Below are 22,278 nucleotides of genomic sequence, written 5' to 3'. Positions count from 1 at the left end.
GAATTCGTCGATGACCGGGCCGGAATCGTCGCTAGGATTTGGTGATGGAACCCGACGCGCCGCGCAGGCTGATCGCCCGGCTGCTGAGCGCGGCGTCCCGGCGCGCGGTGTCGGACGCCATGACCGAGAGGATCGCCGCGGACCTCCCCGACCTGCGAGCCGACGACGCGATCCTCGGCGCGTTGGCCGCGAGCGTCGAGGCCAACGTCGAGAACGTGACCCACGCCATCGTGCTCGACGTCCCGGTGGAGCGGGTCGAGGTCCCGCTGGCCGCGCTCGAGTACCCGCGCCGCGTGGCGCAGCGCGGCATGGCCGCGACGTCTCTCGTCCGCGCCTACTACCTGGGCCAGCAGACGATGATCGCCCTCATCGGCGACGCCGTCGACGCGGAGGCCGGGGTGGAGCAGGACCTGCGTGAGGCAGCGATGCGCTGGCTGGTGGGTTGGTCCTTCGACTACAACGACGTCGTCACCCGCCGCGTCCTCGACGAGTACGAGACCGAGCGCGCGGCGTGGGTGGACGCCCGCAGCGGTGCGCGGACGGTGCGCGTCCTCGAGGTTCTCGACGGCGAGGTGCCGAGCGTGGCCGCGGCGTCCGCGAGCATCCGGTACCCCCTGCGCGCCACCCACATCGGGATGGTCGTCTGGTACGCCGAGGGCGTCGACGAGGTCGAGCGGATCGAGCGCTTCCTCCGCGAGCTCGGGGCGGCGGCGGGCGCCGCCGCGCCGCCGCTCACGGTCGCGGTCGACCGGCTCACCGCGTGGGCGTGGCTGCCGGTCGCCGACGGCGAGGCGGCGATCGGCGCCGCCCGGGCGTACGCCGCCGCCGATCCGGAGGCGCCGCGCGTCGTGTTCGGGCCGCCGCGGGAAGGGCTCGAGGGCTTCCGCGCGACGAACCGGGCGGCGCGCGAGGTGCGGCGGGTGGCGGACGCGACGGACGCGCGGCTGCTGGTCGCGACGGATCCCGGGGTCGGCCTGGCGGCCCTCGTCGCACACGACGTCGCCGCGGCGCGGGCCTGGGCCGACGGCGTGCTCGGGGAGCTGACCGGGGTGTCCGCCGCCGACGAGCGCCTGCGCAGCACGCTCGAGATCTTCCTGCGCACCGGCGGTAGCTTCAAGGCCACCGCAGAACAGCAGCTCCTGCACGCCAACTCGGTGAAGTACCGGGTGCGCCGCGCGGTGGCGCGGCGGGGCCGCGAGATCGGCGACGACCGGCTCGACGTCGAGGTGGCGCTCGCGGTGCGTCGGATCTTCGGAGCGGGCTAGGTGCGCGCCTGCACTCGGCGGTGCGGCACCGGGAGCCCCAGGTTGTCGCGCAGCGTGCTCGCCTCGGCGTAGTCGGCCCGCAGGACCCCGCGGTCCTGCAGCAGCGGCACGACGCGATCGACGAACTCGTCGAGCCCGGTCGGCACCAGGTGCGAGCCGAGGATGAAGCCGTCGGACCCGTCCTGCTGGACGAAATCGTCGATCTGCGCGGCGACCTGCTCCGGCGTGCCGATCAGCGGCCCGCGCTCGAACTGGTCGATCACCACCTCGCGCAGCGACAGCTTCTTCGCCTCGCCGACCTCGCGCAGCCGCTGCGCGGTCGCGAACCGGTCCTGGTGCACGAAGGCGCGCCCCTGGATGATCGGCGGCGCCTCCGGGTCGGGATCGATGGCGGGGACCGGGCCGTCGGGGTCGACGTCCGACAGGTCGCGGTTCCAGATCTGCTCCAACAGGATCAGGGCCGTCTGCCCGGTCACCTGACCGTGCACCACCTCGCGGTGCTTCTCGGCGGCGTCCGCCGGGGTGTCGCCGAGGACGAAGCTCGCGGACGGCAGGATCTTGATGTCGTCGGCGTTGCGGCCCGCGGCCACCGCGCGGGACTTGATGTCGCGGTAGAAATCCGCGGCCTCGGGGAGCTTGCCGTAGGGGGAGAAGATCGCGTCGGCGTTCGCGGCGGCGAACTGCCGGCCCTGCGGCGAGACGCCCGCCTGCAGGACCACCGGGCGGCCCTGCGGGCTGCGCGGCACGGTGAACGTGCCCTCGATGTCGAACTGCTCGCCGCGGATGCCGAAGTCGCCGGTGCCCGGATCGGCGACGAAGCGGCCGCCGGTCTTGTCCGCCAGGGGCTCGGCCTCGCCCCAGCTGTCCCACAGCGCCCGGACCGCCTCGAGGGTCTCCTCGGCGCGCACGTACCGGTCGGCCGGGTCCAGGTAGCCGCCGCGCCGGAAGTTCTGGCCGGTGAACGCGTCGAAGGAGGTCACCACGTTCCACGCGGCGCGGCCGCCGGAGAGCTGGTCCAGGCTCGCGAACCGGCGCGCCAGCTCATAGGGCTCGTTGAACGTCGCGTTGACGGTGCCGGCGAGGCCCAGGTGCTGCGTGACGGCGGCCAGCGACGCCAGCACGGTGAAGGTGTCGGGGCGTCCGATGATGTCCTGGTCGAAGACCTGCCCGGCGCGCTCGCGCAGGATCAGGCCCTCGGCGAGGAAGAAGAAGTCGAACCGGCCCCGCTCGGCGGTGCGCGCCGTGTGTTCGAAGCTGCTGAAGTCGATCTGGCTTCCCGCGTCCGGGTGCCACCACGCCGTGTGGTGGTTCACCCCGCCCAGGTAGGCGCCCAGGATGACGTGCTTCTTGTTCTCGCTCATGGCGTCTCCTCAGACGGTCGCGTAGCGGTTGGGGACGGTCGACGGCAGGCCCAGCAGGGCGCGGAGCGGACCGTCGGGGTACTCCGTGCGGAATCGGCCGCGCGCCTGCAGCGCGGGGACCAGGCGGCGGGTGATCGCGGTGAGGTCGTCGGGCAGCGCGCCGGGGCGCAGGCGCACCCCGTCCACGCCGGCTTCCGACCAGTCGAGGAGCAGGTCGGCGAGGTCGTCCGCGGAGCCGGCGAAGATCGCGGCGTCGGAGGTGAACGGGGATCCGGCGTCCGCGTCGAGCCGGGCCAGGCGCTCGGTGCCGGATTCGGTTCCGCTGTCGAGGAACACGACCACATCGGCGTACACCCGCAGCCGCTCCCCGTCGCGCCCCACGCGCCGGGCGGCCTCGTCGACCAGGGCGAGGACGGGGGCGGGCCCGTCCGCGAGGGTGGGGGTCACGAACAGTAGATCGGCGGCGCGGGCGGCGAACTCGTACGGAACCGGAGCGTGTCCCAGCGCCGCTACCACCGGCTGCCCCTGGGGCGGTCGCGGCGTGATCGACGGCCCGCGGACCGAGAAGAAGCGCCCGGAGAAGTCCGCGCGGTGCAGCTTGTCCCGGTCGATGAAGCGGCGCGTCGCGACGTCGCGGATCTCCGCGTCGTCCTCCCAGCTGTCCCACAGGCGGCGGGCGACCTCGACGGCGTCGGCGGCCTCGTCGAACAGGTCGACGAGGGCCTGCGACGGCTGCGATCCGGCGAGCTCGGCGGGCGTCGGGTCCGCGATGGTCCGGCGCCCGAAATGCGCCGCCTCGGCCGCGGTCGGCGAGATGCGCGGCTGCCAGCCCGCGCGGCCGCGCGAGGTGTAGTCGAGGGTCGCGATCGCGGTGGAGACGTGGAAGGGCTCGGTGTGCGTGGTCGTCACAGTCGGTATCAGGCCGATGTGGGAGGTCGACGGGGCGATCAGCGCGGCGATGAGGTGCGCGTCGACGCGACTGCGGACCCGGCCGACGTCGTGCGACGGCACGCGCAGGGTGTCCTCGATCGACACGAAGTCGAGCAGCCCGGTCTCCGCCTCGGTCGCGAGGTCGGTCCAGTACGCCGCCGAGCCGAGTTCCCGCGGCCGCGCATTGGGTTCGCGCCAGGCCGCCGGGTGCCATCCGGCGCCGTCCAGCGCGACGCCGAGATGCAGCTCCGGCGCCCCTCCCGTCGGCCGGTCCGCGGAGGAGGATGCGTTCTGCGCCATGTGGTTCCCGTCTCGTGGTGATCGGATCTGGACACTCACGTTCGTCCCGTGCCCGTCCGGCGTCAACGATTCGGATCATCCCGATCCGGGGGAAATGTCCACGGCCACCACGGGTTTGCATCCGTCGTGGAGACGTTGCGAAACGGGGGATCCGTGCGGGCGAGGCCGCGGGGCCGCTCCCGGTGGGAGGTACTGGTGTGCTGCCTCGCGGGGTTCGCGACGCTGCTCGATTCGGGTGCGGTGGCGGTCTCCCTCCCCGCGCTGCGCGCGCAGCTCGACGCCACCCCCGGGCAGACCCAATGGGTGCTCGCCGCCTACTCCCTGGGTTTCGGGCTGGCACTGGTTCCGGCGGGCCGACTCGGCGACGTGCTGGGCCGGCGCAGGCTGTTCCTGGGCGGGGTCGCGGTGTTCTCGTCGTCGGCGCTGGTCTCCGCCCTCGCGGACGGGGCCTGGCAGGTCGTCGCCGCGCGCATGCTGCAGGGCGTCGCCGCCGGCGTCATCAGCTCGCAGGTGCTGGGCATCATCGCCGATCGGTTCACCGGGGTGCTCCGGGCCCGCGCGCTCGCCGCCTACGGCGTGGCGATCGGGCTGGCGGGCGTGGCCGGGCCGGTGACCGGGGGCCTGGTGCTCGGCCTGGCGGGGGAGGAGACCGGCTGGCGGTGGGCGCTCGCGCTCAACGTCCCGTTCGGGGTGCTCGCGCTGGTGGGTGCCGCGGTGTTCCTGCGGCGCGACGGTGCGCCGCGCGGCGCGGCCCGGTTCGACCTCGTCGGGCTCGCGCTGCTGGCCGTCGCGGTGCTGCTGGTGCTGATCCCGCTCGTCGCCCGCCTCGGAGCGGCCGGAACGGGCGCCTGCGTCGTCGCGGCCGGAGCGGTCGTCGTGCTCCTCGTGCGCTGGGAGCGCGGCTACGCGCGCCGCGGCGGTACCCCGGTGCTCGTCCCCGAGCTCCTGGCCGCGCGCGGCTTCACCCTCGGTGCCGGTGTGGCGACCTTCTACTTCGGTGCGGCGCTGTCCGCGAACACCGTCCTCACGATGTACCTCATCGAGCGCGAGGGGCTCAGCGCGCTGCAGGCGGCCCTGGTGCTGGTGGGAGGCGGTCTGGCCATGGCGGCGTCCTCCGGGATCGGGTGGCGGGTCGCCGCGCGGTTAGGCCGGGCGACGGTGGTCTGGGCGCTGGTCGCCGAGGCCGTGATCGTCGTCGCCTACGTGAGCGCAGTCGGCGTGCTCAGCGGCCCGGGCGTGCTGATCGTGGTCGCGGCCCTGTCGACCGCCTTGGGCGTGGCGTCGGGCCTCGTCGACGCCCCCAACCGGGCCCTGACGCTGGAGTACGCCCCGCCCGCGGCGAACGGCGTGGCGGCGGGCTTCCTCCAGCTGGTCCAGCGGCTGTCGGCGACAGTGGCGCTCACCGCGACGTCGGGCCTGTACCTGGCCCGCCCGCACGACGCGGGCGGACTGGTTCTCGCGCTGGCGTTGTGCCTCGCGATGTTCGTCGCGGGGCTCGGCTGCGCGGTGCTCGATGCGCGGCGCCGCGCGACCCGCCCGAGTTCCGCCGAGCACCAGGTCACTAAGCTGACGGTGCAACCGGCACCGTGAATGAGGAGCGCAAGTGACCCGTCCCGTGGTATTGATCGCCGACAAGCTGGCACCGTCGACAGTGGAGGCGCTCGGTGACGACGTCGAGGTGAAGTGGGTCGACGGCCCCGACCGCCCCGCGCTGCTCGCCGCGGTCCCCGAGGCCGACGCGCTGCTCGTGCGCTCCGCGACCACCGTCGACGCGGAGGTCCTCGCCGCCGCCACCAAGCTCAAGATCGTCGCCCGCGCGGGCGTCGGTCTCGACAACGTGGACGTGCCCGCCGCCACCGAGCGCGGCGTCCTCGTGGTCAACGCGCCCACGTCGAACATCCACACCGCGGCCGAGCACGCCGTCGCGCTGATGCTCGCCACCGCCCGCCAGATCCCCGCCGCGGACAAGACCCTGCGCGAGCACACCTGGAAGCGCAGCGCCTTCAACGGCGTCGAGATCCTCGGCAAGACCGTCGGCGTCGTCGGCATGGGCCGCATCGGCCAGCTCGTCGCGCAGCGCCTCGCCGCCTTCGAGACCAAGATCGTGGCGTACGACCCCTACGTCAGCCCGGCCCGCGCCGCGCAGCTCGGCATCGAGCTGCTCACGCTGGACGAGCTGCTCGAGCGCGCCGACTTCATCTCGGTGCACCTCCCGAAGACCCCCGAGACCAAGGGCCTGATCGGCCGCGAGGCCCTCGCCCGGACCAAGAAGGGCGTCGTCATCGTCAACGCGGCCCGCGGCGGCCTCATCGACGAGCAGGCCCTCGCGGACGCCATCACCTCGGGTCACGTCTTCGGCGCCGGCCTCGACGTCTTCGAGACCGAGCCCTGCACCGACAGCCCGCTGTTCGAGCTGCCGCAGGTCGTCGTGACCCCGCACCTCGGCGCCTCGACCTCGGAGGCCCAGGACCGCGCCGGCACCGACGTCGCCAAGAGCGTCCGCCTGGCACTGGCCGGCGAGTTCGTCCCGGACGCCGTCAACGTCAAGGGCGGTGCCGTCGACGAGGAGGTCGCGCCCTGGCTCGAGCTCACCCGCAAGCTGGGTGTGCTGCTGGGCGGCCTGCCCGGGCAGCTGCCGGAGAAGATCGGCGTCACCGTCCGCGGCGAGCTGGCCAGCGAGAACGTCGACATCCTGCAGCTCTCGGCGCTGCGCGGCCTGTTCTCGGCCGTCATCGAGGACGCCGTCACCTTCGTCAACGCCCCCGCCCTCGCGGAGGAGCGCGGCGTCACCGTCGAGCTGGAGAAGGTCTCGGAGAGCCCCAACCACCGCAGCCTGGTCGACGTGCGCGCCGTGTACGGCGACGGCACCGTCCAGAACGTCGCGGGCACGCTCTCGGGCCTGAGCCGCGTCGAGAAGGTCACCAACATCAACGGCCGCAACTTCGACCTGCGCGCCGAGGGCCTGAACCTGTTCATCGCCTACGGCGATCAGCCGGGCTCGCTGGGCAAGATCGGCACGCTGCTCGGCGACGCCGGCATCGACATCCAGGCCGCGGCGCTGAGCCAAGACGCCGAGGGTGCGGGCGCGACGGTGCTGCTGCGCGTCAGCCAGCCCGTCTCGGCCGAGGTGCAGCAGGCCATCGGCGACGCGGTCGCCGCCACCACCATCGCGCAGGTGGACCTGTCGTGAAGCTCGCGGTGATCGGCGGGGACGGCATCGGCCCCGACGTGACGGCGGAGGCGCTCAAGGTGCTGCGCGCGGTGGTCGGCGAGATCGAGACCACCGACTACGACCTGGGCGCGCGCCGCTACGAGCGCAACGGCGAGCTGCTCACCGACGAGGACCTGGCGTCGCTGCGCGAGCACGACGCGATCCTGCTCGGCGCCATCGGCGACCCGCGCAAGGTCCCGCCGGGCGTGCTCGAGCGCGGCCTGCTGCTGAAGATGCGGTTCGCGCTGGATCACCACGTGAACCTGCGCCCGTCGAAGCTCTTCCCGGGCGTCGAGTCGCCGCTGAAGAACCCGGGCGAGATCGACTTCGTCGTGGTCCGCGAAGGCACCGAGGGCGCGTACACCGGTAACGGCGGCGCGATCCGCGTCGGCACCCCGCAGGAGGTCGCCAACGAGACCTCGGTCAACACCCGGTTCGGCGCGGAGCGCGTGGTGCGCTTCGCCTTCGAGCTGGCGCGCACCCGGCGGAAGAAGCTGACGCTGGTGCACAAGACCAACGTGCTCGTCTTCGGCGGCTCGCTGTGGCAGCGCACCGTCGACGAGGTGGCGACCGAGTTCCCCGACGTCGCCGTGGATTACAGCCACATCGACGCCGCCACGATCTACCTGGTCACGGACCCGTCGCGGTTCGACGTGATCGTCACCGACAACCTCTTCGGCGACATCCTCACCGACGAGGCCGGCGCGATCTCCGGCGGCATCGGCCTGGCGGCGTCGGGCAACATCGACGCGACGGGCACCAACCCGTCGATGTTCGAGCCCGTGCACGGCAGCGCCCCGGACATCGTCGGCCAGGGCGTCGCGGATCCCACCGCGGCCATCCTGTCGGCCGCGATGCTCCTGCGGCACCTCGGGAACGAGGACGGCGCGCAGCGCATCGAGGCCGCCGTGACGGCCGACCTCGCAGCCCGCGGCGACGCCCCGATCCGCACCACCGAGGTCGGCGACCGCATCGCCGCCGCGCTCACCGCGTAACCCGGCGGCCGCCTCCGCCGGGGGCATCGTCGCGCCCATCCCCGACGTAACAGCGTTAGCTGCAGGCGTTTCCCCAGGAAACGTCCTGGGCTAACGCTGTTAAGTCATTTCTGGGGCAACGACGGTGCTTCCGCCGGGAGTTCCGGCACGTCCGCGGGCTTCGCGTCGGAGGGGACGAGCGGATAGGCCAGCAGCGGGGCCAGGGCGACGATGGCGAAGGCGGCGCCGAAGCTCGTCGCGTGGATCAGGGCGCCGAGGATCGGCCCGGCCGCGGTCGTGGCGGCGAACTGGCCCGTGTTCTGGATCCCGAGGGCGCGCCCGCTGTAGAACGGCCCCGCCCTCTCGGCGATCGCGGTGAACGCGAGGCCGTTGTCGGCGACGGTGACCACCGAGGCGATCAGCAGGACGACGACGGCGAGGGGCGAGCCGATCGCGGCGAGCGCGCCGAGTCCGGCCATCGACGCTGCGGCGGCGAGGGCGATCCAGGTGATCGGCGCGGTCCGCGAGCCCAGCCGGTCCGACCACGCGCCCGCCGCGATCCGCCCGCCCGCGCCCAGCAGCTGGCTCGCCGAGATCAGGAGCCCCGCCGTCGCGGGCGCCCAGTGCAGTCCGACGATCAGCCACGTGATGCCCCAGGTCCAGATCGCGCCCTGCGGCAGCACCAGCAGCAGCGAGACCGCGTGGATGCGGACCAGGAAGGAGTCCTCGCGGTAGGGGTTCGACCGGGCGTCCGCGGCCGCGGGGCCGGTCTCGGGCCGGGGCGGATCGACGATGAACGCCCACACCAGCACCACGGAGACCACGGCGACGGCGAGCGGGACGAGCATCGCGGCGGTGAGTCCGGCGCGGCTCGCCAGCAGTGGCATCGTCAGCGACAGGAGCGCGATGCCCAGGGGCTGCGAGGTCTGCCGGATCCCCATCGCCGTCCCGCGACTGGACGCCGGGAACCAGCCGACGACGATGCGGCCGCTCGCTCCGTTGCCGCTCGCCGCCATGGCGGAGGCGCCGAAGAGCGCGACGGCCGCGACGTACAACGGGGCGTGCGCCGCGAACGCCGCGACGGCCGCCGCCAGGCCGACCACGGCTCCGGCCATGCTGATCAGCAGGACGCGGCGCTCGCCGTAGCGATCGATCATGACGCCCCACAGGATCGTGGTGAGCAGCAGGCCGGCGGGCGCGGCGGCCGCGAACAGCCCGGCGCGCTGCGGGCTCAGGCCGCCCTGGATGAGCTGGGGGAGGAGGAACGCGGTGCAGTTCACGGCGGCGGTGGTGGTGATCGCGGCGGTCATCGAGACCACCAGGATCCACCAGCGGCGGGCGGCGGACATCTCCATCGCTACTCCCAACTAGTGAGACGACATGCTTACTATTTGAGACGAAGCCTAGTGGATCGAAGTATCGGAGTCGAACGGTAGGCTCGCGACATGCGCCTTGCACGAATCGCCAGCAGTGACGGGGTCGCGTTCGCGGCCATCGAGGGTGACCCGGAGCACGGGGCCCGGGCCCGCGAGATCTCCGAGCACCCTTTCGGCACACCGGAGTTCACCGGCCGCAGTTGGGCGCTCGACGACGTGCGCCTGCTGGCGCCGATCCTCGCCAGCAAGGTGGTCTGCATCGGCAAGAACTATGCGGCGCACGCGGCGGAGATGGGCGGCGAGGCGCCCAAGGATCCCGTGATCTTCATCAAGCCCAACACGTCGATCATCGGCCCGCTGGCGCCGATCAAGCTGCCGCGCAGCTCCGAGCAGGTGGACTACGAGGGCGAGTTGGCCGTGGTCATCGGCCAGCCCTGCCGCGACGTCCCCGCCGCCCGCGCGAAGGACGTCATCCTCGGCTACACCGTGGCGAACGACGTGACCGCCCGCGATCAGCAGCGCCACGACGGCCAGTGGACCCGCGGTAAGGGCTACGACACCTTCTGCCCGCTCGGCCCGTGGATCGAGACGGAGTTCGACCCGTCGGACGCGCGGATCTACACCGAGCTCGACGGCCAGATCAAGCAGGACTCGCGCACGTCGCTGATGATCCACTCCATCGGCGACATCGTCGAGTGGATCTCGTCCGTGATGACTCTGCTGCCGGGCGACGTCATCCTCACCGGGACCCCGGAGGGCGTCGGCCCCATCACCGCCGGCCAGCACGTCGCCGTCACCGTCGAGGGCATCGGCACGCTGACCAGCCTCGCCGAGGACCGCTGACGCCGTTCAGTCGGCCTTGACGGCGAGCACGGGGATCGGCGAGTTCAGGATCAGCCGCTGACTGACGCTGCCGAGAACGGCCTTGCTCACCAGCGATCGGCGGCGGACCGCGATCACGAGGCGGGTCGCGCCGCGCTCGTCGATCTCGTCGAGCACGGCGTCGACGGGGTCGCGGTCGCCGCGCCCCGTCCGCTCCACGACGGTGATGGCGACGTCCCCGTCGACGCCCGAGACGTCGAGCTTGGCGATGCCGAGGTTTACGGCCACGAGATCGGTGCCGAGGGATCTCGCCTCCTCGATGCCGGCGCGCAGGGCGACGGGGCCTTCGGTGGTGCCGGGGACCGCGACGATGATGGTCATGATGCTCCTCGTGTCGAGAACGATCCGGTCAGCGGAAGTCGCCGCCGGAGAAGGACTCCTCCAAGTCCTCCAGGGAGCGGCCGCTGGTGTTGGGCAGGGTCTTGTAGATCAGGACGCCGAACAGGGCGCACACCACGAAGAACGTGCCGTACGTACCGACGATGCCACCGACCTTGATCAGGGTGGGGAAGAGCTGCCCGACGAGGGCGTTCGTCAGCCACAGGACCAGTACTGACAGGCCCATGCCGAAGCCGCGCAGCCGCAGCGGGAAGAGCTCGGACAGGCATACCCACACGGGCACGTTCAGCGCCGTCTGCATGGCGAGCACGAACAGGGCGACGAAGATCAGGACGGCGTAGGCCTGCACTTTGCCGTCGGGCAGGATCAGCGCCGACAGCACGGTGAGGCCGTGGCAGACGGTCACGCCGATCATGCCCGCGATGATGAGCGTGCGACGGGGGACGCGGTCGATGAGGAAGAACAGGCAGACCGCGCTGCCGACGACCGCGGAGACGCCCATGAAGATGTTCGCGATCGGCGCCGCGCTGTCGCTGAAGCCGGCGGTCTTGAGCATCTCGGTCCCGTAGTACATCACCGAGTTGATGCCGGTGAGCTGCTGGGCGATCGCGAGGATCACGGCGGCGAGCATGATGCGGCGGACCCACGGGATCGCCAGGTCGGCCCAGCCGCCGGTCTGCGCGGCCTCCTCCTCGCGGGCGAGCTCCTCGACCTCCGCCATCTCGGCCCGCGCGCGGTCCTCGGTGCGGACCTGCATGAGCACGGCGAGCGCCTCGTCGTCGCGGCCCTTCGAGATGTACCAGCGGGGCGATTCCGGCATCCGCAGCATGCCGAGGAACAGGAAGACGGCGGGCACGGCGCACACCGCGAGCATGATCCGCCACACCCCGGGATGGCCGTCGGGGTTGGCGTCGGTGAGCGGGGGCCACACGCGGGCGATGATCGCGTTGATCACGAAGGCCAGCAGCTGGCCGATCACGATGGCCAGCTCGTTGCGGCCGCCGAGGGTGCCGCGTCGCTCCGTGGGCGCCAGTTCCGACAGGTAGACGGGGACGACGACCGAGGCGCCGCCGACCGCGAGGCCGAGGACGAACCGGGCCGGCAGCATCACCGCCAGGTCGTTCGCGAAGACGGCGCCGAGCGTGCCGACGAAGAAGACCACCGCGAGGATGATCATGGTCTTCCTGCGCCCGATGGCGTCGGCGAGCCGGCCGCAGACCAGCGCCCCGACGGCGGCCCCGATGAGCAGGGTGCTGACCACCAGGCCCTCGGTCGTCGTGGTCAGCCCCAGGTCGTGCTTCATCGGCTCCAGCGCGCCGTTGAGCACGCCGGTGTCGTAGCCGAAGAGCAGCCCGCCGAAGGTCGCGACGACCGCGACCAGGTCCATCCGCCGCTGGTGGGGGCCGGGTCTGAGGGCCGGCAGGGCTGTTCGGTCCTCCGGCGTGCTGGTGCGTCCGTCCGTCATTCTGGAGTCCTTCCCGCTGTCCGCGTGAGGAACATCACAGCAGACCGCGAGCCTGTTTGACAAGTAATTCGACAAGATTGAAAGAATGTCATGACATGACTATCGAGCGTGTGGCATCCTGAAACCGTTCGCACGGCTGGAAACGACGGAGGTGGCACACGATGCACGACGGTACGCAGCAGGATCCGACCCCGGTGCGGGTGGCCGTGATCGGCATGGGCTGGATGGGCCGGGTGCACGCGCAGGCGTACGCCCGTGTGCCGCACCACTACCCGGACGGCGTCGCGGTGCCCGTCCTGGCCGCGGTGGCGGACGACGTCCCCGGGCGCGCGGAGGCCTTCGCCGCCCGGTTCGGGGCGGCCTCCGCGTACACCGACTGGCGCGACGTCCTCGGCGATCCGTCGATCGACGCCGTCTCGGTGACGGTGCCCAACTTCCTCCACCGCGAGATCGGCGTCGCGGTGCTCGACGCCGGCAAGCATCTGTGGATCGAGAAGCCCGTGGGCCTGACCGAGGCCGACGCGGCCGCGGTCGCGGAGGCCGCCGCTCGCAATGATCGCCGCACTGCCGTCGGCTTCAACTACCGCAACGCCCCCGCGGTGCAGGCGGCCCGGGCCATGGTCGCCGACGGCCGGCTCGGCACCGTCACGCACGCCCGGTTCCGGTTGTTCAGCGACTACGCCGCCCATCCCGACGGTGCCCTCACGTGGCGCTACCAGCGGGACCGCGGCGGCAACGGCGTCCTCGGCGACCTCGGCTCGCACGGCGTGGACCTGGTCTCCTACCTGCTCGGCGACATCGACGCGCTGGTCGCCGACACCGCGATCTTCATCCCCGAGCGGTCGGAGCCGACGGGTGCCACGTCGGGACACCAGCTCGCCACCTCGGGCGCGCGGGGCCCCGTCGAGAACGAGGACTACCTGTCGGCGCAACTGCGCCTGACGTCCGGGGCGCGCTGCGTTCTCGAGGCGAGCCGGGTCGCGGTGGGGGAGCAGAACTCCTACGGCTTCGAGATCCACGGCACGTCCGGCATGGTGCGCTGGGACTACCGGCGCATGGGCGAACTCGAGGCGTCGCTCGGCGATTCCTTCCAGGACCAGCCGGTGTCGACGGTGCACGTCGGGCCCGGTAGCGGCGACTACGCCGCCTTCCAGCCCGGCGCGGCGAATCCCATGGGTTACGACGACCTCAAGGTGATCGAGGCCCAGCACTTCCTGCGTTCCATCGTCACCGGCGTCCCGGAGGGTGCGACGGCCCTGGACGCCGTGCGCAGCGCCCGAGCGCTGGACGCCATGACCCGCTCGGTCGACGAGGGGCGCTGGGTGACGCTCGCGTGAACCCGCGCGCGGCGACGGTGCCGGCGGACCGCCGGCACCGTCGTCCGTCACGCGCTTGCGGACTCCGCGAGCAGGGACTCGGCCAGGGCGGCGTCGGCGGCGAGCAGGACCTCCGCCGCGACGGCGACGCCCTCCTCCCGTCCCAGCTCGGTGTCCTCGTGCTCGATGTTGACGAGCATGTCCGGATCCACGTCGTGCAGGGCGCGCAGGAACTCGGTCCAGTACGCGACGTCGTGGCCCTTGCCCAGCGCGACGAAGTCCCAGGCGGACTCCGTCGGCCACTCGTTGGCCCACTCGTCGCCGCCGAGGTTGGTGCGGGCCTCGTCGGGGCCCAGGCGGCGGAACGAGTTGTCCAGAACCCCGTTCAGCGCCGCGTACTCCGGGTTGATGCGGACGTCCTTGGCTGCGGCGTGCACCACCAGTTCGCCGAGGTGCCGGACCACCGCCACCGGGTCCATCTGCTGCCAGAACAGGTGCGAGGCGTCGAGCTCCACGCCGAGGTGTGTCGAGCCGGTGCGCTCGACCAGCTCGTGCACGGTCGCGCTGTTGAAGACGATGTTCTGCGGGTGCAGCTCGAGCGCGACCTTGACGCCGTGGTCGCGGGCGATGCGGTCGGTCTCGCGCCAGAAGTCGGTGGCGATCTCCCACTGGTGGTCCAGGACGTCGAGCGCGGCGGAGTTCCAGGCGTTGACCACCCAGTTCTGGTGCAGTGCACCGGGGTCACCGCCGGGCAGGCCCGACATGGTGACGACGCGGTCCTGGCCCAGGCGGGCCGCGAGCCGGATCGAGCGGCGGACGTCGTCGGCGTGCTTGCCGCCGATCGCGCGGTTCGGATGCAGCGGGTTGCCGTTGCAGTTGAGGCCGGCGATGGCGACGCCGGTGCCTTCGAAGATCCCGAGGTAGTCGTCGCGGGCCGTGTCGCTGACGAGTATGTCGGCGATGTTCGGCACGTGCACCGGCGGCAGGAAGCCACCGGTGTTGAGCTCGATTCCGGTGAGGCCCACCGCGGCGATGGCGCGGAGCGCGTCGGGCAGGGGGCGGTCGTGGTAGATGGCGTTGTACAGACCGAGTTTCATGGAGGCTCCGTCGGAGTTGGTCGGGACTGGGGTGATCAGGACTGGGGGAGGAGGGACGGCACGTCGACCGGCGTGCCACCCGCCACGGCGGATCGGGCGACGGCGTCGATGAGTTCCATGTTGTGCAGCCCGTCGACGAAGTCGGCGTTCCGCGGCAGCGATTCGTCCACAGGTAGGCCCGCGACCTCCTCGAGCATCGCGCGGGCCTGGAAGACGAAGCCGTCGTTCTGGCCGATCCCCACGCCGGGCGCGTCCATCGCGAGGCCGCCTCGCCAGTACGGGTGGTCGGGGCCGAGCGTCACCGTGCGCGGGCCGCCGAGCGCATGGCCCTCGTCGGTGAACAGGACCTGGACCCGGCCCGGGTTGCGGAAGTCGAACGCCGCCGATCCGCGCTCGCAGAAGACCTCGAACTTCAGGGTGTTGGGGTGCCCCGCGGCGACGCGGGAGACCTGCAGCGCCCCGGTCCCGCCGCCGGCGAAGTCGACGAAGAAGCCCGCCACGTCGTCGTTCTCGACGGTGTCGCGCTCGTCGCTGACGGCGCCGTGCTCGTGACCGATCACGCGGCCCAACGGCTTCGGCCGCGTCGGGAACGCGGTGTGCAGCGTCGCGCCGCGCACGGTGGCGACGGGGCCGCCGAAGAGCTCGGCGATGTAGGTGAGGTGGCTGCCGACGTCGGCGAGCGCGCCCGAACCCGCGGGGCCCTTGAAGCGCCAACTGATGGGACCGTCGGGGTCGCAGGCGTAGTCGGTCCAGTACGCGCCGTCGAAGTTGATGAGCCGGCCGAGGCGGCCGCTGCGCACCAGGTCGCCGAGCAGGGCGATCCCGGGGGAGCGGAGGTAGGTGAGGCCGATCCGGCCCAGGACGCCGCGCTCGGCCGCCGTGTCCGCGGCGGACACCATGGCGCGCGCGTCGTCGATGGTGTCGGACAGCGGCTTCTCGCAGAGCACGTGCTTGCCCGCGGCCAGAAGGGATTCGACGATCTCGCGGTGCAGCGCGTTGGCCACGACGACGCTCACCACGTCGATGTCGTCGGCGGCGACGATCGCCTGCCAGGAGGTGTCGTGCCGCACGAAGCCGAACCGACGGGCGGTGTCGTGCGCCAGCGGCTCGTACGCGTCGGCGATGGAGACCAGCCGCACGTCCGGCAGTCCGGGGCCGTAGACGGCGGTGGCGGCTCGATAGCCCGCGGCGTGCGCCTTGCCCGCCATGCCGGCGCCGATCACGGCGACGCCGATGCTGTTCCCGCTCATGTTCCCTCCTTCAGGTTGCTGTGCGCTCCATCTCGACCTAGTGTCGATGTGAATTGGAGCGCTCCAACAAGCATGAGCAATGTTCGTATGTCCTGTCAAGAGGGTGGCGCATGGAAGGTAAGCGACCGACGATCTACGACGTCGCGAGGCGGGCGGGGGTGTCGAAATCCCTGGTATCACTGGTCCTGCAGGGATCCCCGCGGGTCGGCGAGGCGTCTCGCCGGGCGGTGGAGGAGGCGATCGCGGACCTCGGGTACCGCCCCAGCCGGGCGGCGGCGAACCTCGCCGCGCGGCGCACGCGCACCGTCGGGGTGCTGATCGACGACTACACGAACCTGTGGTTCGTCGACCTCGTGCGCGGCCTGCACGCCGCGCTCGGCCCGGCCGGCTACCGGCTGGCGGTCGTGGACGTCGCGACCGCGGATCAGGCTGAGGATCCGGTCGAGTCCATGCTCGCCATGCGGGTCGACGGGCTCGTGCTCGGCATGGATCCACCGCAATCGCTGCTGGCCCGAGACGGTGCCGCGCTGCCGCCGGTCGTGGTCGCGGGCACGCGGGCGGCGCACGACGCGCGGTTCGACGCGGTCGCCAACGACGACGCCGAGGGGGCGCGCCTCGCCGCCCGGCACCTCGTCGAACTGGGGCATCGCACCCTCGGTCAGGTGTGCGCCGGCGGCGGCGCGGGTGAGGTGCGGCGCGCGGCGTTCTCCGTCGAGGCCTCGCGCCTCGGCGCGACCGTGGTGGACGCCTCCTGGCGCGGCGAGGCGTCGGACGAGGCCGGGTTCCGCGCCGCCGCCGAGCTGTTCGCCGCCGATCCCGGGGTCACCGCGGTGTTCGCGGCGAACGACGTGATGGCCGTCGGCGTGCTCGGAGCGGCGCGCGAACACGGGCGGGACGTTCCGCGCGATCTCTCCGTCGTCGGCTACGACGACACTTCGCTGGCGTCGACCCGGTTGGTGGGGCTGACGACGGTCGACGACCGCAGCTTCGACGTGGGGAACCGGGCGGGTGCGCTCCTGCGCGACCGGATGGGGGCGGACGGCGGCGCATCGTCGTCGGCGCGCGACAGCGAGAGGGATGTTCTCGCACCGCGACTGGTCGTCCGGGGGACCACGGGAGCACCCAGTTGAGCCACAAGATCGCGGCAATGTGCGTATGTCTGAACAAACACTAGGCAAGCGCTATGATCTGTACTACATTCAGCTCAGCGAGTGGGTCGTCTCACTCGGTGAGGTCGAAGGGACACAGCATGAAGAAGACCACGCAGCGGCCGCGAAGGCTCCGTACCCTGCTCGCCGCGACCGCGGCCGGCACGGCGGCGCTCATCACGGTGGTGGGTTGCTCGAGCACGGGCGGCGCTCCGCGGGACACCGGGGACGGTGGTGCCGGCGTCGGCTCGGCGGGCACGAAGCGCCTGACCATCGCCATGGTCACGCACCAGCAGCCCGGCGACACCTTCTGGGATCTCATCCGCAAGGGCGCGGAGATGGCGGCGAAGAAGGACAACGTCACCCTCCGGTACTCCAACGACCCGCAGGCGCCCAACCAGGCGAACCTGGTGCAGGCCGCGATCGACAGCAAGGTCGACGGGATCGCGCTCACGCTGTCCACACCCAATGCCTTCCAGGCCGTGGTGCAGAACGCGCAGAAGGCGGGGATCCCGGTCTCCGCGTTCAACGCCGGCTACAACGACTACGCGCGCATGGGGATCCAGCAGTACTTCGGCCAGGACGAGACCACCGCGGGCGTCGCGGTGGGCGAGCGCCTCTCCAAGGAGGGCGCGAAGAAGGCCATCTGCATCATCCAGCAGCAGGGCCAGGTCCAGCTCGAGTCGCGGTGCGCGGGGGTCCGGACCGGCCTTGCGGGCGGCACCGTCGAGAACCTCAACGTCAACGGCGAGGACATGACCGATGTGCAGTCCAAGGTCAACGCCAAGCTGCAGCAGGATCCGAGCATCGACACCGTCGTGGCTCTGGGTGCGCCGTTCGCGCTGACGGCGAGCAAGGCCCTGGAGGGCTCCGCGAGCAAACCCCGCATCGTCACCTTCGACACCAACGCGGCACTGGTCGGCGCGATCCAGAACGGGAAGGTCGCGTGGGCCGTCGACCAGCAGCCCTACCTCCAGGGCTACCTCGCCATCGACTCGCTCTGGCTGCAGATCATCAACGGCAACACCATCGGCGGCGGCCAGGCCGTGTTCACCGGTCCGGCGTTCATCGACAAGACCAACGTCGACAAGGTCGCCGAGCTCGCCAAGGGCGGTACCCGCTGATGACCACCGACGAGGCCCTCGACCTCAGCACGCACACGCCCGTCACCGACGAGCGCGTCAAGAAGCAGAAGCCCCTGCAGCGGTTGATCCTGCGCCCCGAGATGGGCGCGCTGATCGGCGCGATCGCGATCCTGATCTTCTTCCTGATCGTGGCGCCGCCCTTCCGCAGCCCGGAGGCCTTCGCCACCGTGCTGTACGCCAGTTCGACGATCGGCATCATGGCCTGCGGCGTCGCCGTGCTCATGATCGGCGGCGAGTTCGACCTGTCGACCGGTGTGGCCGTGACCTTCTCCTCGCTCGCGGCGTCGATGCTCGCCTACAACCTGCACCTGAACACGTGGGTGGGATCCCTGCTCGCCCTGGGGCTGTCGCTCACGGTAGGCGCCTTCAACGGCTACATGGTGATGCGCACCAAGATCCCCAGCTTCCTCATCACGCTGGCCACGTTCCTCATGCTCACCGGCATCAACCTCGCGGTCACCAAGATGGTCACCGGTCAGGTCGCCACCCCCACGATCGCGGACATGGAGGGCTTCCCGTCGGCGCAGGCCGTCTTCTCCTCGACGATCCACATCTTCGGCGTCGGCCTCAAGGTGACGGTCCTGTGGTGGATCCTGTTCACCGCGGTAGCCACGTACGTCCTCATGCGCACCCGCGTCGGCAACTGGATCTTCGCCGTCGGCGGCAACCAGGATTCCGCACGCGCCGTGGGCGTTCCCGTCACCAAGGTCAAGATCGGCCTGTTCATGTTCGTGGCCTTCTGCGCCTGGTTCGTCGGCCAGCACCTGCTGTACGCCTACGACACCGTCCAGTCCGGGCAGGGTGTCGGCAACGAGTTCCTGTACATCATCGGCGCCGTCATCGGCGGCTGCCTCCTCACGGGCGGCTACGGCACCGCGGTCGGGGCCATGATCGGCGCCTTCATCTTCGGCATGGTCAACCAGTGCATCGTCTACGCCGGCTGGAACCCCGACTGGTTCAAGTTCTTCCTCGGCATCATGCTGCTGTTCGCCGTGATCGCCAACAACGCATTCCGCAACTTCGCCGCGAAGAGGTGACCCGATGACCACGGACGATATCCAGGCCGAGACGCCCGAGACCGGCGACGACAAGGTCGCGCTGATCGAGTTCAAGGACGTCGGCAAGCAGTACGGCAACATCATCGCGCTCCAGGGGATCAACCTCCGCGTGTTCCCCGGCGAGGTCACCTGCGTGCTCGGCGACAACGGCGCGGGCAAGTCGACGCTGATCAAGACGATGGCGGGGCTGCACAAGCCCAGCGAGGGCGAGGTCCTCGTCGACGGCGAGGTCATCACCCTCGACTCGCCCAAGGACGCGCTCGAGAAGGGCGTCGCCACCGTCTACCAGGACCTCGCCGTCGTGGGGCTGATGCCGGTGTGGCGCAACTTCTTCCTCGGGCAGGAGCTGCGCTCGGGCTTCCTCAAGAGCCTCGACGTGCAGACCATGCGCGCCACGACGAAGGAGGAGCTGTTCAAGATGGGCATCGACCTCCCGGACGTGGACGCCCCGATCAGCTCCTTGTCGGGCGGCCAGCGGCAATGCGTCGCCATCGCCCGGGCGATCTACTTCGGGGCGCGCGTGCTCATCCTCGACGAGCCGACGGCCGCGCTGGGCGTCAAGCAGTCCGGCATGGTGCTGCGGTACATCACCGCGGCCCGGGACCAGGGCTTCGGCGTCGTTTTCATCACCCACAACCCGCACCACGCGTACATGGTGGGCGACCATTTCGTGCTGCTCAACCGCGGCCGGCAGAAGCTCGACTGCACGTACGACGAGATCAGCCTCGAGGAGCTGACCTCGCAGATGGCGGGCGGCGACGAGCTCGAGACCCTCAGCCACGAACTGCGCAGGTGATCCGGTGGCGGCGACCCTCTTCGAACGCTTCGGGCGCCGGCTTCGGGTCGCGATGGTCGGCGGCGGGATCGGCAGCTACATCGGCGAGACCCACGCCATCGCGCTCCGCGCCGACGGGCTGTGGGACCTCGTCGCGGGAGCCTTCTCCCGGAATCCGGAGACCAACGCGGCCACCGGGCGGTCGTGGCTCGTGCCACCGGACCGCACCTACGCCGATCACCGCGCCCTCATCGCGGGGGAGGCCGCGCGGGCGGACCCCGTCGACGCCGTGATCGTGGCGACCCGGCCGTCGAGCCACGCCGAGATCGCCTGCGACCTCCTCGAAGCCGGTTTCCACGTGATCTGCGAGAAGCCGCTCACCGATACCGCCGCCGACGCCCGCCGGGTCGCGGCGGCGGTCGCGGAGTCGGGCCGGCGGCTCATGCTGACGCACTGCTACAGCGGCTATCCCATGGTCCGGCAGGCCCGGGAGATGGTCGCTCGGGGCGACCTCGGGCGGATCACCCTGGTCGAGAGCAGGTTCGCGGGCGGGATGTACGCGGCGAACACACCGCCCGGCTCGTGGCGCGTGGACGGCACGGAGGGCGGCGTGACCGCGCTGATCGCCGATCTCGGCACGCACGCGCTGCACCTCTCGGAGTTCGTCGCCGGCAGGCGGATCACGACGGTCGCCGCGGACCTCGCACGGGTCGCCCCCGAGCACGTGGCCTTCGACAACGCCTACCTCGGCCTCGGATTCGAGGGCGGTGCCCGCGGCCGCTGCTGGAGCACGTCCCAGGCCGCCGGGGCCACGCACGGCGTCGCGGTCACCGTCTACGGCGACCGCGGCAGCGTGGCCTGGGACCACGACACCCCGGAGACGCTGTGGTGGCGTGCGGACGGCGAGCCCGATCGTCTGCTCACCATGGCCAGCCCCGGGGCGACACCGGCAGCGATCGCCGCGTCCCGGTTCACCGCAGGGCACCCGGACGGCTACGCGCTCGCGTTCGCGAACCTCTACCGCGACTTCGCCCGTGCGCTGGTCGCCGATGCGTTGGGCGAGGACCCCGTTCCGTACCTGGTTGATCTCCCCGACGTCGCCGACGGCGTCCGCACCCTCGCCGTCGTCGAGGCCGCCGTCCGGTCCGACGAGGCCGGTCGCCCCGTCTCCGTCGACACCTGACCACCACCGACCCGAATCGAGCACCGCATGACCGAGCCGATCCGCGTGGCCCTCGTGGGCTGCGGCAACATCGCCCTGGGTTTCCACATCCCCGCCTACCTCGCCGCGGACGACCGGTTCCGCATCGTCGGCATCGCCGATCCGACACCGGAACGGCTCGAGCTGGGGCGCGTCGCGGCCGGGCTCACGCCGGAGCAGGTACATGCGGACGTCGCCGACCTGCTGGCGCGCGACGACGTCGACGCGCTCGACCTGTGCACCCCGCAGCACCTGCATCGCGACGTCGCGAGCGCCGCGGCCCGCGCCGGCAAGCACGTGCTGTGCGAGAAGCCGATCGCCGCCGTCCCCGCGGACGCCGAGGCCATGCGCGTCGCGGCCGAGGAGGCGGGAACCGTCCTCGCCGTGGTCGCCAACTACCTGTTCTTCCCGGAGGTGGTGGCGCTCAAGGCGATCATCGACTCGGGCGAGCTCGGCGAGATCCGCACGGCGCGCGTCGACATGCTGGGTGTCCTGGACCTGCCGGGCGCGGCGGGCTATCGGCCCACGTGGCGGCACGATCCCGCGCAGGCGGGCGGGGGCGTCCTGGTCGACATGCTGCACGGGGTGTATCTCGCCGAGGCCCTCCTCGGCGCCCGCGCGGAGCGGGTCTCCGCGTTCGTGGACAGCGCGAGCGACGGCGACGCCGTCGACGGAATCGCATTGTGCCGCCTCGAGGCCGGCCGCCGCGTCGCGATGGTGAACATCGCGTGGGGCATGGGCCAGGGCGGTGTCGCGGTCGAGGGGGACCGGGGCCGCGCCGTCGCGCACTACCGCGCGGACGGGACGATGCCGTGGGCGCCGTTCGAATCCCTCACCGTCACCACGGAGTCCGGGACGCGCACCGTCGACCTCCCGGCGGGCGCCGAACTGGAGTCCCTCATCGCCGCGTCGATGCGCGACACGGTGCTCGACTTCGCCGATGCGATCGGCGGCGGCCGTGCGCCCGCCGTCGATGCCGCGACGGCCCGGCACATCCTCGAGATCACCGTGGCCGCGTACGCGTCGGGCGCCCTCGGCGCGACAGTGCCGCTGCCACTCGACGGCGCTCTGTTCACCTCCGGGGTCGCCGGTCTCGCGGAGATCGGCGTGCCCGACGACTCCTTCGTCCGTCGTCGTGGGCTGTTCGGTCTGACGGTGCCTGCGGCGTCCGGGATCGAGGGCTGA

The 22,278-nt window shown here is 71.7% G+C and carries 19 protein-coding genes; 12 read left to right on the top strand and 7 right to left on the bottom strand.

Annotation, left to right across the window (positions count from 1 at the left end; all coding sequences use genetic code 11):
* Positions 1-44: 44 nt before the first annotated feature.
* Positions 45-1,265 (top strand): helix-turn-helix domain-containing protein, encoded by a 1,221-nt coding sequence (locus tag ACLQ3K_RS03365; protein ID WP_425996958.1) that lies wholly within the window; start codon positions 45-47, stop codon positions 1,263-1,265.
* Here ACLQ3K_RS03365 and ACLQ3K_RS03360 read toward each other — a convergent pair.
* Together ACLQ3K_RS03360 and ACLQ3K_RS03355 are read right to left on the bottom strand one after the other, a co-directional pair.
* A complete protein-coding gene (locus ACLQ3K_RS03360; protein WP_425996956.1) occupies positions 1,262-2,626 on the bottom strand; it encodes an NtaA/DmoA family FMN-dependent monooxygenase in 1,365 nt (454 codons plus the stop codon). The genes ACLQ3K_RS03365 and ACLQ3K_RS03360 overlap by 4 nt on opposite strands.
* Positions 2,627-2,635: 9 nt before the next feature.
* Positions 2,636-3,856, bottom strand: a complete 1,221-nt coding sequence (locus tag ACLQ3K_RS03355) for an LLM class flavin-dependent oxidoreductase (RefSeq protein ID WP_425996954.1) — start codon at positions 3,854-3,856, stop codon at positions 2,636-2,638.
* Positions 3,857-4,009: 153 nt separating this feature from the next.
* Here ACLQ3K_RS03355 and ACLQ3K_RS03350 point away from each other — a divergent pair, with 153 nt between their 5' ends.
* Genes ACLQ3K_RS03350 through ACLQ3K_RS03340 form a run of 3 tightly spaced genes read left to right on the top strand, consistent with a single transcriptional unit; the run spans position 4,010 to position 8,062 of the window.
* Positions 4,010-5,446: an MFS transporter gene (locus tag ACLQ3K_RS03350; protein WP_425996952.1), complete on the top strand. Its 1,437-nt coding sequence runs from the start codon at positions 4,010-4,012 to the stop codon at positions 5,444-5,446.
* A gap of 13 nt (positions 5,447-5,459) precedes the next feature.
* A complete protein-coding gene (gene serA, locus ACLQ3K_RS03345; protein WP_224646762.1) occupies positions 5,460-7,046 on the top strand; it encodes a phosphoglycerate dehydrogenase in 1,587 nt (528 codons plus the stop codon).
* Positions 7,043-8,062 (top strand): 3-isopropylmalate dehydrogenase, encoded by a 1,020-nt coding sequence (locus tag ACLQ3K_RS03340; protein ID WP_425996950.1) that lies wholly within the window; start codon positions 7,043-7,045, stop codon positions 8,060-8,062. Before serA ends, ACLQ3K_RS03340 begins: the two co-directional genes overlap by 4 nt.
* Before the next feature lie 104 nt (positions 8,063-8,166).
* Here the strand turns inward: ACLQ3K_RS03340 and ACLQ3K_RS03335 are convergent, their stop codons facing one another.
* Positions 8,167-9,396 (bottom strand): MFS transporter, encoded by a 1,230-nt coding sequence (locus ACLQ3K_RS03335; RefSeq protein ID WP_425996948.1) that lies wholly within the window; start codon positions 9,394-9,396, stop codon positions 8,167-8,169.
* A 90-nt stretch (positions 9,397-9,486) separates the two neighbouring features.
* Here ACLQ3K_RS03335 and ACLQ3K_RS03330 point away from each other — a divergent pair, with 90 nt between their 5' ends.
* The gene (locus ACLQ3K_RS03330; RefSeq protein WP_425996946.1) at positions 9,487-10,260 is read left to right on the top strand and encodes a fumarylacetoacetate hydrolase family protein; all 774 of its coding nucleotides are present in this window, start codon (positions 9,487-9,489) and stop codon (positions 10,258-10,260) included.
* A gap of 6 nt (positions 10,261-10,266) precedes the next feature.
* Here ACLQ3K_RS03330 and ACLQ3K_RS03325 read toward each other — a convergent pair whose 3' ends face one another.
* Together ACLQ3K_RS03325 and ACLQ3K_RS03320 are read right to left on the bottom strand one after the other, a co-directional pair.
* Positions 10,267-10,620: a universal stress protein gene (locus ACLQ3K_RS03325; RefSeq protein ID WP_336672111.1), complete on the bottom strand. Its 354-nt coding sequence runs from the start codon at positions 10,618-10,620 to the stop codon at positions 10,267-10,269.
* 28 nt (positions 10,621-10,648) lie between these two features.
* Positions 10,649-12,103, bottom strand: coding sequence for a sugar porter family MFS transporter (locus tag ACLQ3K_RS03320; protein WP_425996944.1), 1,455 nt, complete (start codon positions 12,101-12,103; stop codon positions 10,649-10,651).
* Positions 12,104-12,264: 161 nt separating this feature from the next.
* Between ACLQ3K_RS03320 and ACLQ3K_RS03315 the strand changes: the two genes are divergently transcribed.
* The gene (locus ACLQ3K_RS03315; protein WP_425996942.1) at positions 12,265-13,440 is read left to right on the top strand and encodes a Gfo/Idh/MocA family protein; all 1,176 of its coding nucleotides are present in this window, start codon (positions 12,265-12,267) and stop codon (positions 13,438-13,440) included.
* 47 nt (positions 13,441-13,487) lie between these two features.
* On the opposite strand, the gene ACLQ3K_RS03310 is transcribed toward ACLQ3K_RS03315, so the two are convergent.
* The gene (locus tag ACLQ3K_RS03310; RefSeq protein ID WP_425996940.1) at positions 13,488-14,516 is read right to left on the bottom strand and encodes a sugar phosphate isomerase/epimerase family protein; all 1,029 of its coding nucleotides are present in this window, start codon (positions 14,514-14,516) and stop codon (positions 13,488-13,490) included.
* A 35-nt stretch (positions 14,517-14,551) separates the two neighbouring features.
* Positions 14,552-15,766 (bottom strand): Gfo/Idh/MocA family protein, encoded by a 1,215-nt coding sequence (locus ACLQ3K_RS03305; RefSeq protein ID WP_425996938.1) that lies wholly within the window; start codon positions 15,764-15,766, stop codon positions 14,552-14,554.
* Positions 15,767-15,876: 110 nt separating this feature from the next.
* Between ACLQ3K_RS03305 and ACLQ3K_RS03300 the strand changes: the two genes are divergently transcribed.
* From ACLQ3K_RS03300 to ACLQ3K_RS03275, 6 genes are all read left to right on the top strand, one after another.
* A complete protein-coding gene (locus ACLQ3K_RS03300) occupies positions 15,877-16,896 on the top strand; it encodes a LacI family DNA-binding transcriptional regulator (protein WP_224646775.1) in 1,020 nt (339 codons plus the stop codon).
* Between the two features lie 119 nt (positions 16,897-17,015).
* Entirely contained in the window at positions 17,016-18,038 is a 1,023-nt protein-coding gene (locus ACLQ3K_RS03295) for a substrate-binding domain-containing protein (protein ID WP_224646777.1), read from the top strand.
* Positions 18,038-19,096 carry an ABC transporter permease gene (locus tag ACLQ3K_RS03290; RefSeq protein WP_425996935.1) on the top strand — a complete coding sequence of 353 codons (1,059 nt, stop codon included), beginning with the start codon at positions 18,038-18,040 and terminating at the stop codon, positions 19,094-19,096. The genes ACLQ3K_RS03295 and ACLQ3K_RS03290 overlap by 1 nt, the downstream gene beginning before the upstream one ends.
* A 4-nt stretch (positions 19,097-19,100) precedes the next feature.
* Complete coding sequence (locus ACLQ3K_RS03285; protein WP_425996933.1) at positions 19,101-19,913, top strand: ATP-binding cassette domain-containing protein; 813 nt, start codon at positions 19,101-19,103, stop codon at positions 19,911-19,913.
* Positions 19,914-19,917: 4 nt separating this feature from the next.
* Positions 19,918-21,075 carry a Gfo/Idh/MocA family protein gene (locus tag ACLQ3K_RS03280; RefSeq protein ID WP_425996931.1) on the top strand — a complete coding sequence of 386 codons (1,158 nt, stop codon included), beginning with the start codon at positions 19,918-19,920 and terminating at the stop codon, positions 21,073-21,075.
* A gap of 27 nt (positions 21,076-21,102) precedes the next feature.
* Positions 21,103-22,278: a Gfo/Idh/MocA family protein gene (locus tag ACLQ3K_RS03275; RefSeq protein WP_425996929.1), complete on the top strand. Its 1,176-nt coding sequence runs from the start codon at positions 21,103-21,105 to the stop codon at positions 22,276-22,278.

The sequence above is a fragment of the Tsukamurella sp. DT100 genome (genome assembly GCF_049844855.1).
GTDB lineage: Bacteria > Actinomycetota > Actinomycetes > Mycobacteriales > Mycobacteriaceae > Tsukamurella.
Note: the sequence above shows the minus strand (reverse complement) of the source record. Positions and strands in the feature narration are given on the sequence as shown.

Coding starts and splice junctions, on each gene's coding strand:
- ACLQ3K_RS03365 (WP_425996958.1), top strand. CDS start 45: ATGGAACCCGACGCGCCGCGCAGGCTGATCGCCCGGCTGCTGAGCGCG.
- ACLQ3K_RS03360 (WP_425996956.1), bottom strand. CDS start 2,626: ATGAGCGAGAACAAGAAGCACGTCATCCTGGGCGCCTACCTGGGCGGG.
- ACLQ3K_RS03355 (WP_425996954.1), bottom strand. CDS start 3,856: ATGGCGCAGAACGCATCCTCCTCCGCGGACCGGCCGACGGGAGGGGCG.
- ACLQ3K_RS03335 (WP_425996948.1), bottom strand. CDS start 9,396: ATGGAGATGTCCGCCGCCCGCCGCTGGTGGATCCTGGTGGTCTCGATG.
- ACLQ3K_RS03330 (WP_425996946.1), top strand. CDS start 9,487: ATGCGCCTTGCACGAATCGCCAGCAGTGACGGGGTCGCGTTCGCGGCC.
- ACLQ3K_RS03325 (WP_336672111.1), bottom strand. CDS start 10,620: ATGACCATCATCGTCGCGGTCCCCGGCACCACCGAAGGCCCCGTCGCC.
- ACLQ3K_RS03320 (WP_425996944.1), bottom strand. CDS start 12,103: ATGACGGACGGACGCACCAGCACGCCGGAGGACCGAACAGCCCTGCCG.
- ACLQ3K_RS03315 (WP_425996942.1), top strand. CDS start 12,265: ATGCACGACGGTACGCAGCAGGATCCGACCCCGGTGCGGGTGGCCGTG.
- ACLQ3K_RS03310 (WP_425996940.1), bottom strand. CDS start 14,516: ATGAAACTCGGTCTGTACAACGCCATCTACCACGACCGCCCCCTGCCC.
- ACLQ3K_RS03305 (WP_425996938.1), bottom strand. CDS start 15,766: ATGAGCGGGAACAGCATCGGCGTCGCCGTGATCGGCGCCGGCATGGCG.
- ACLQ3K_RS03300 (WP_224646775.1), top strand. CDS start 15,877: ATGGAAGGTAAGCGACCGACGATCTACGACGTCGCGAGGCGGGCGGGG.
- ACLQ3K_RS03295 (WP_224646777.1), top strand. CDS start 17,016: ATGAAGAAGACCACGCAGCGGCCGCGAAGGCTCCGTACCCTGCTCGCC.
- ACLQ3K_RS03290 (WP_425996935.1), top strand. CDS start 18,038: ATGACCACCGACGAGGCCCTCGACCTCAGCACGCACACGCCCGTCACC.
- ACLQ3K_RS03285 (WP_425996933.1), top strand. CDS start 19,101: ATGACCACGGACGATATCCAGGCCGAGACGCCCGAGACCGGCGACGAC.
- ACLQ3K_RS03275 (WP_425996929.1), top strand. CDS start 21,103: ATGACCGAGCCGATCCGCGTGGCCCTCGTGGGCTGCGGCAACATCGCC.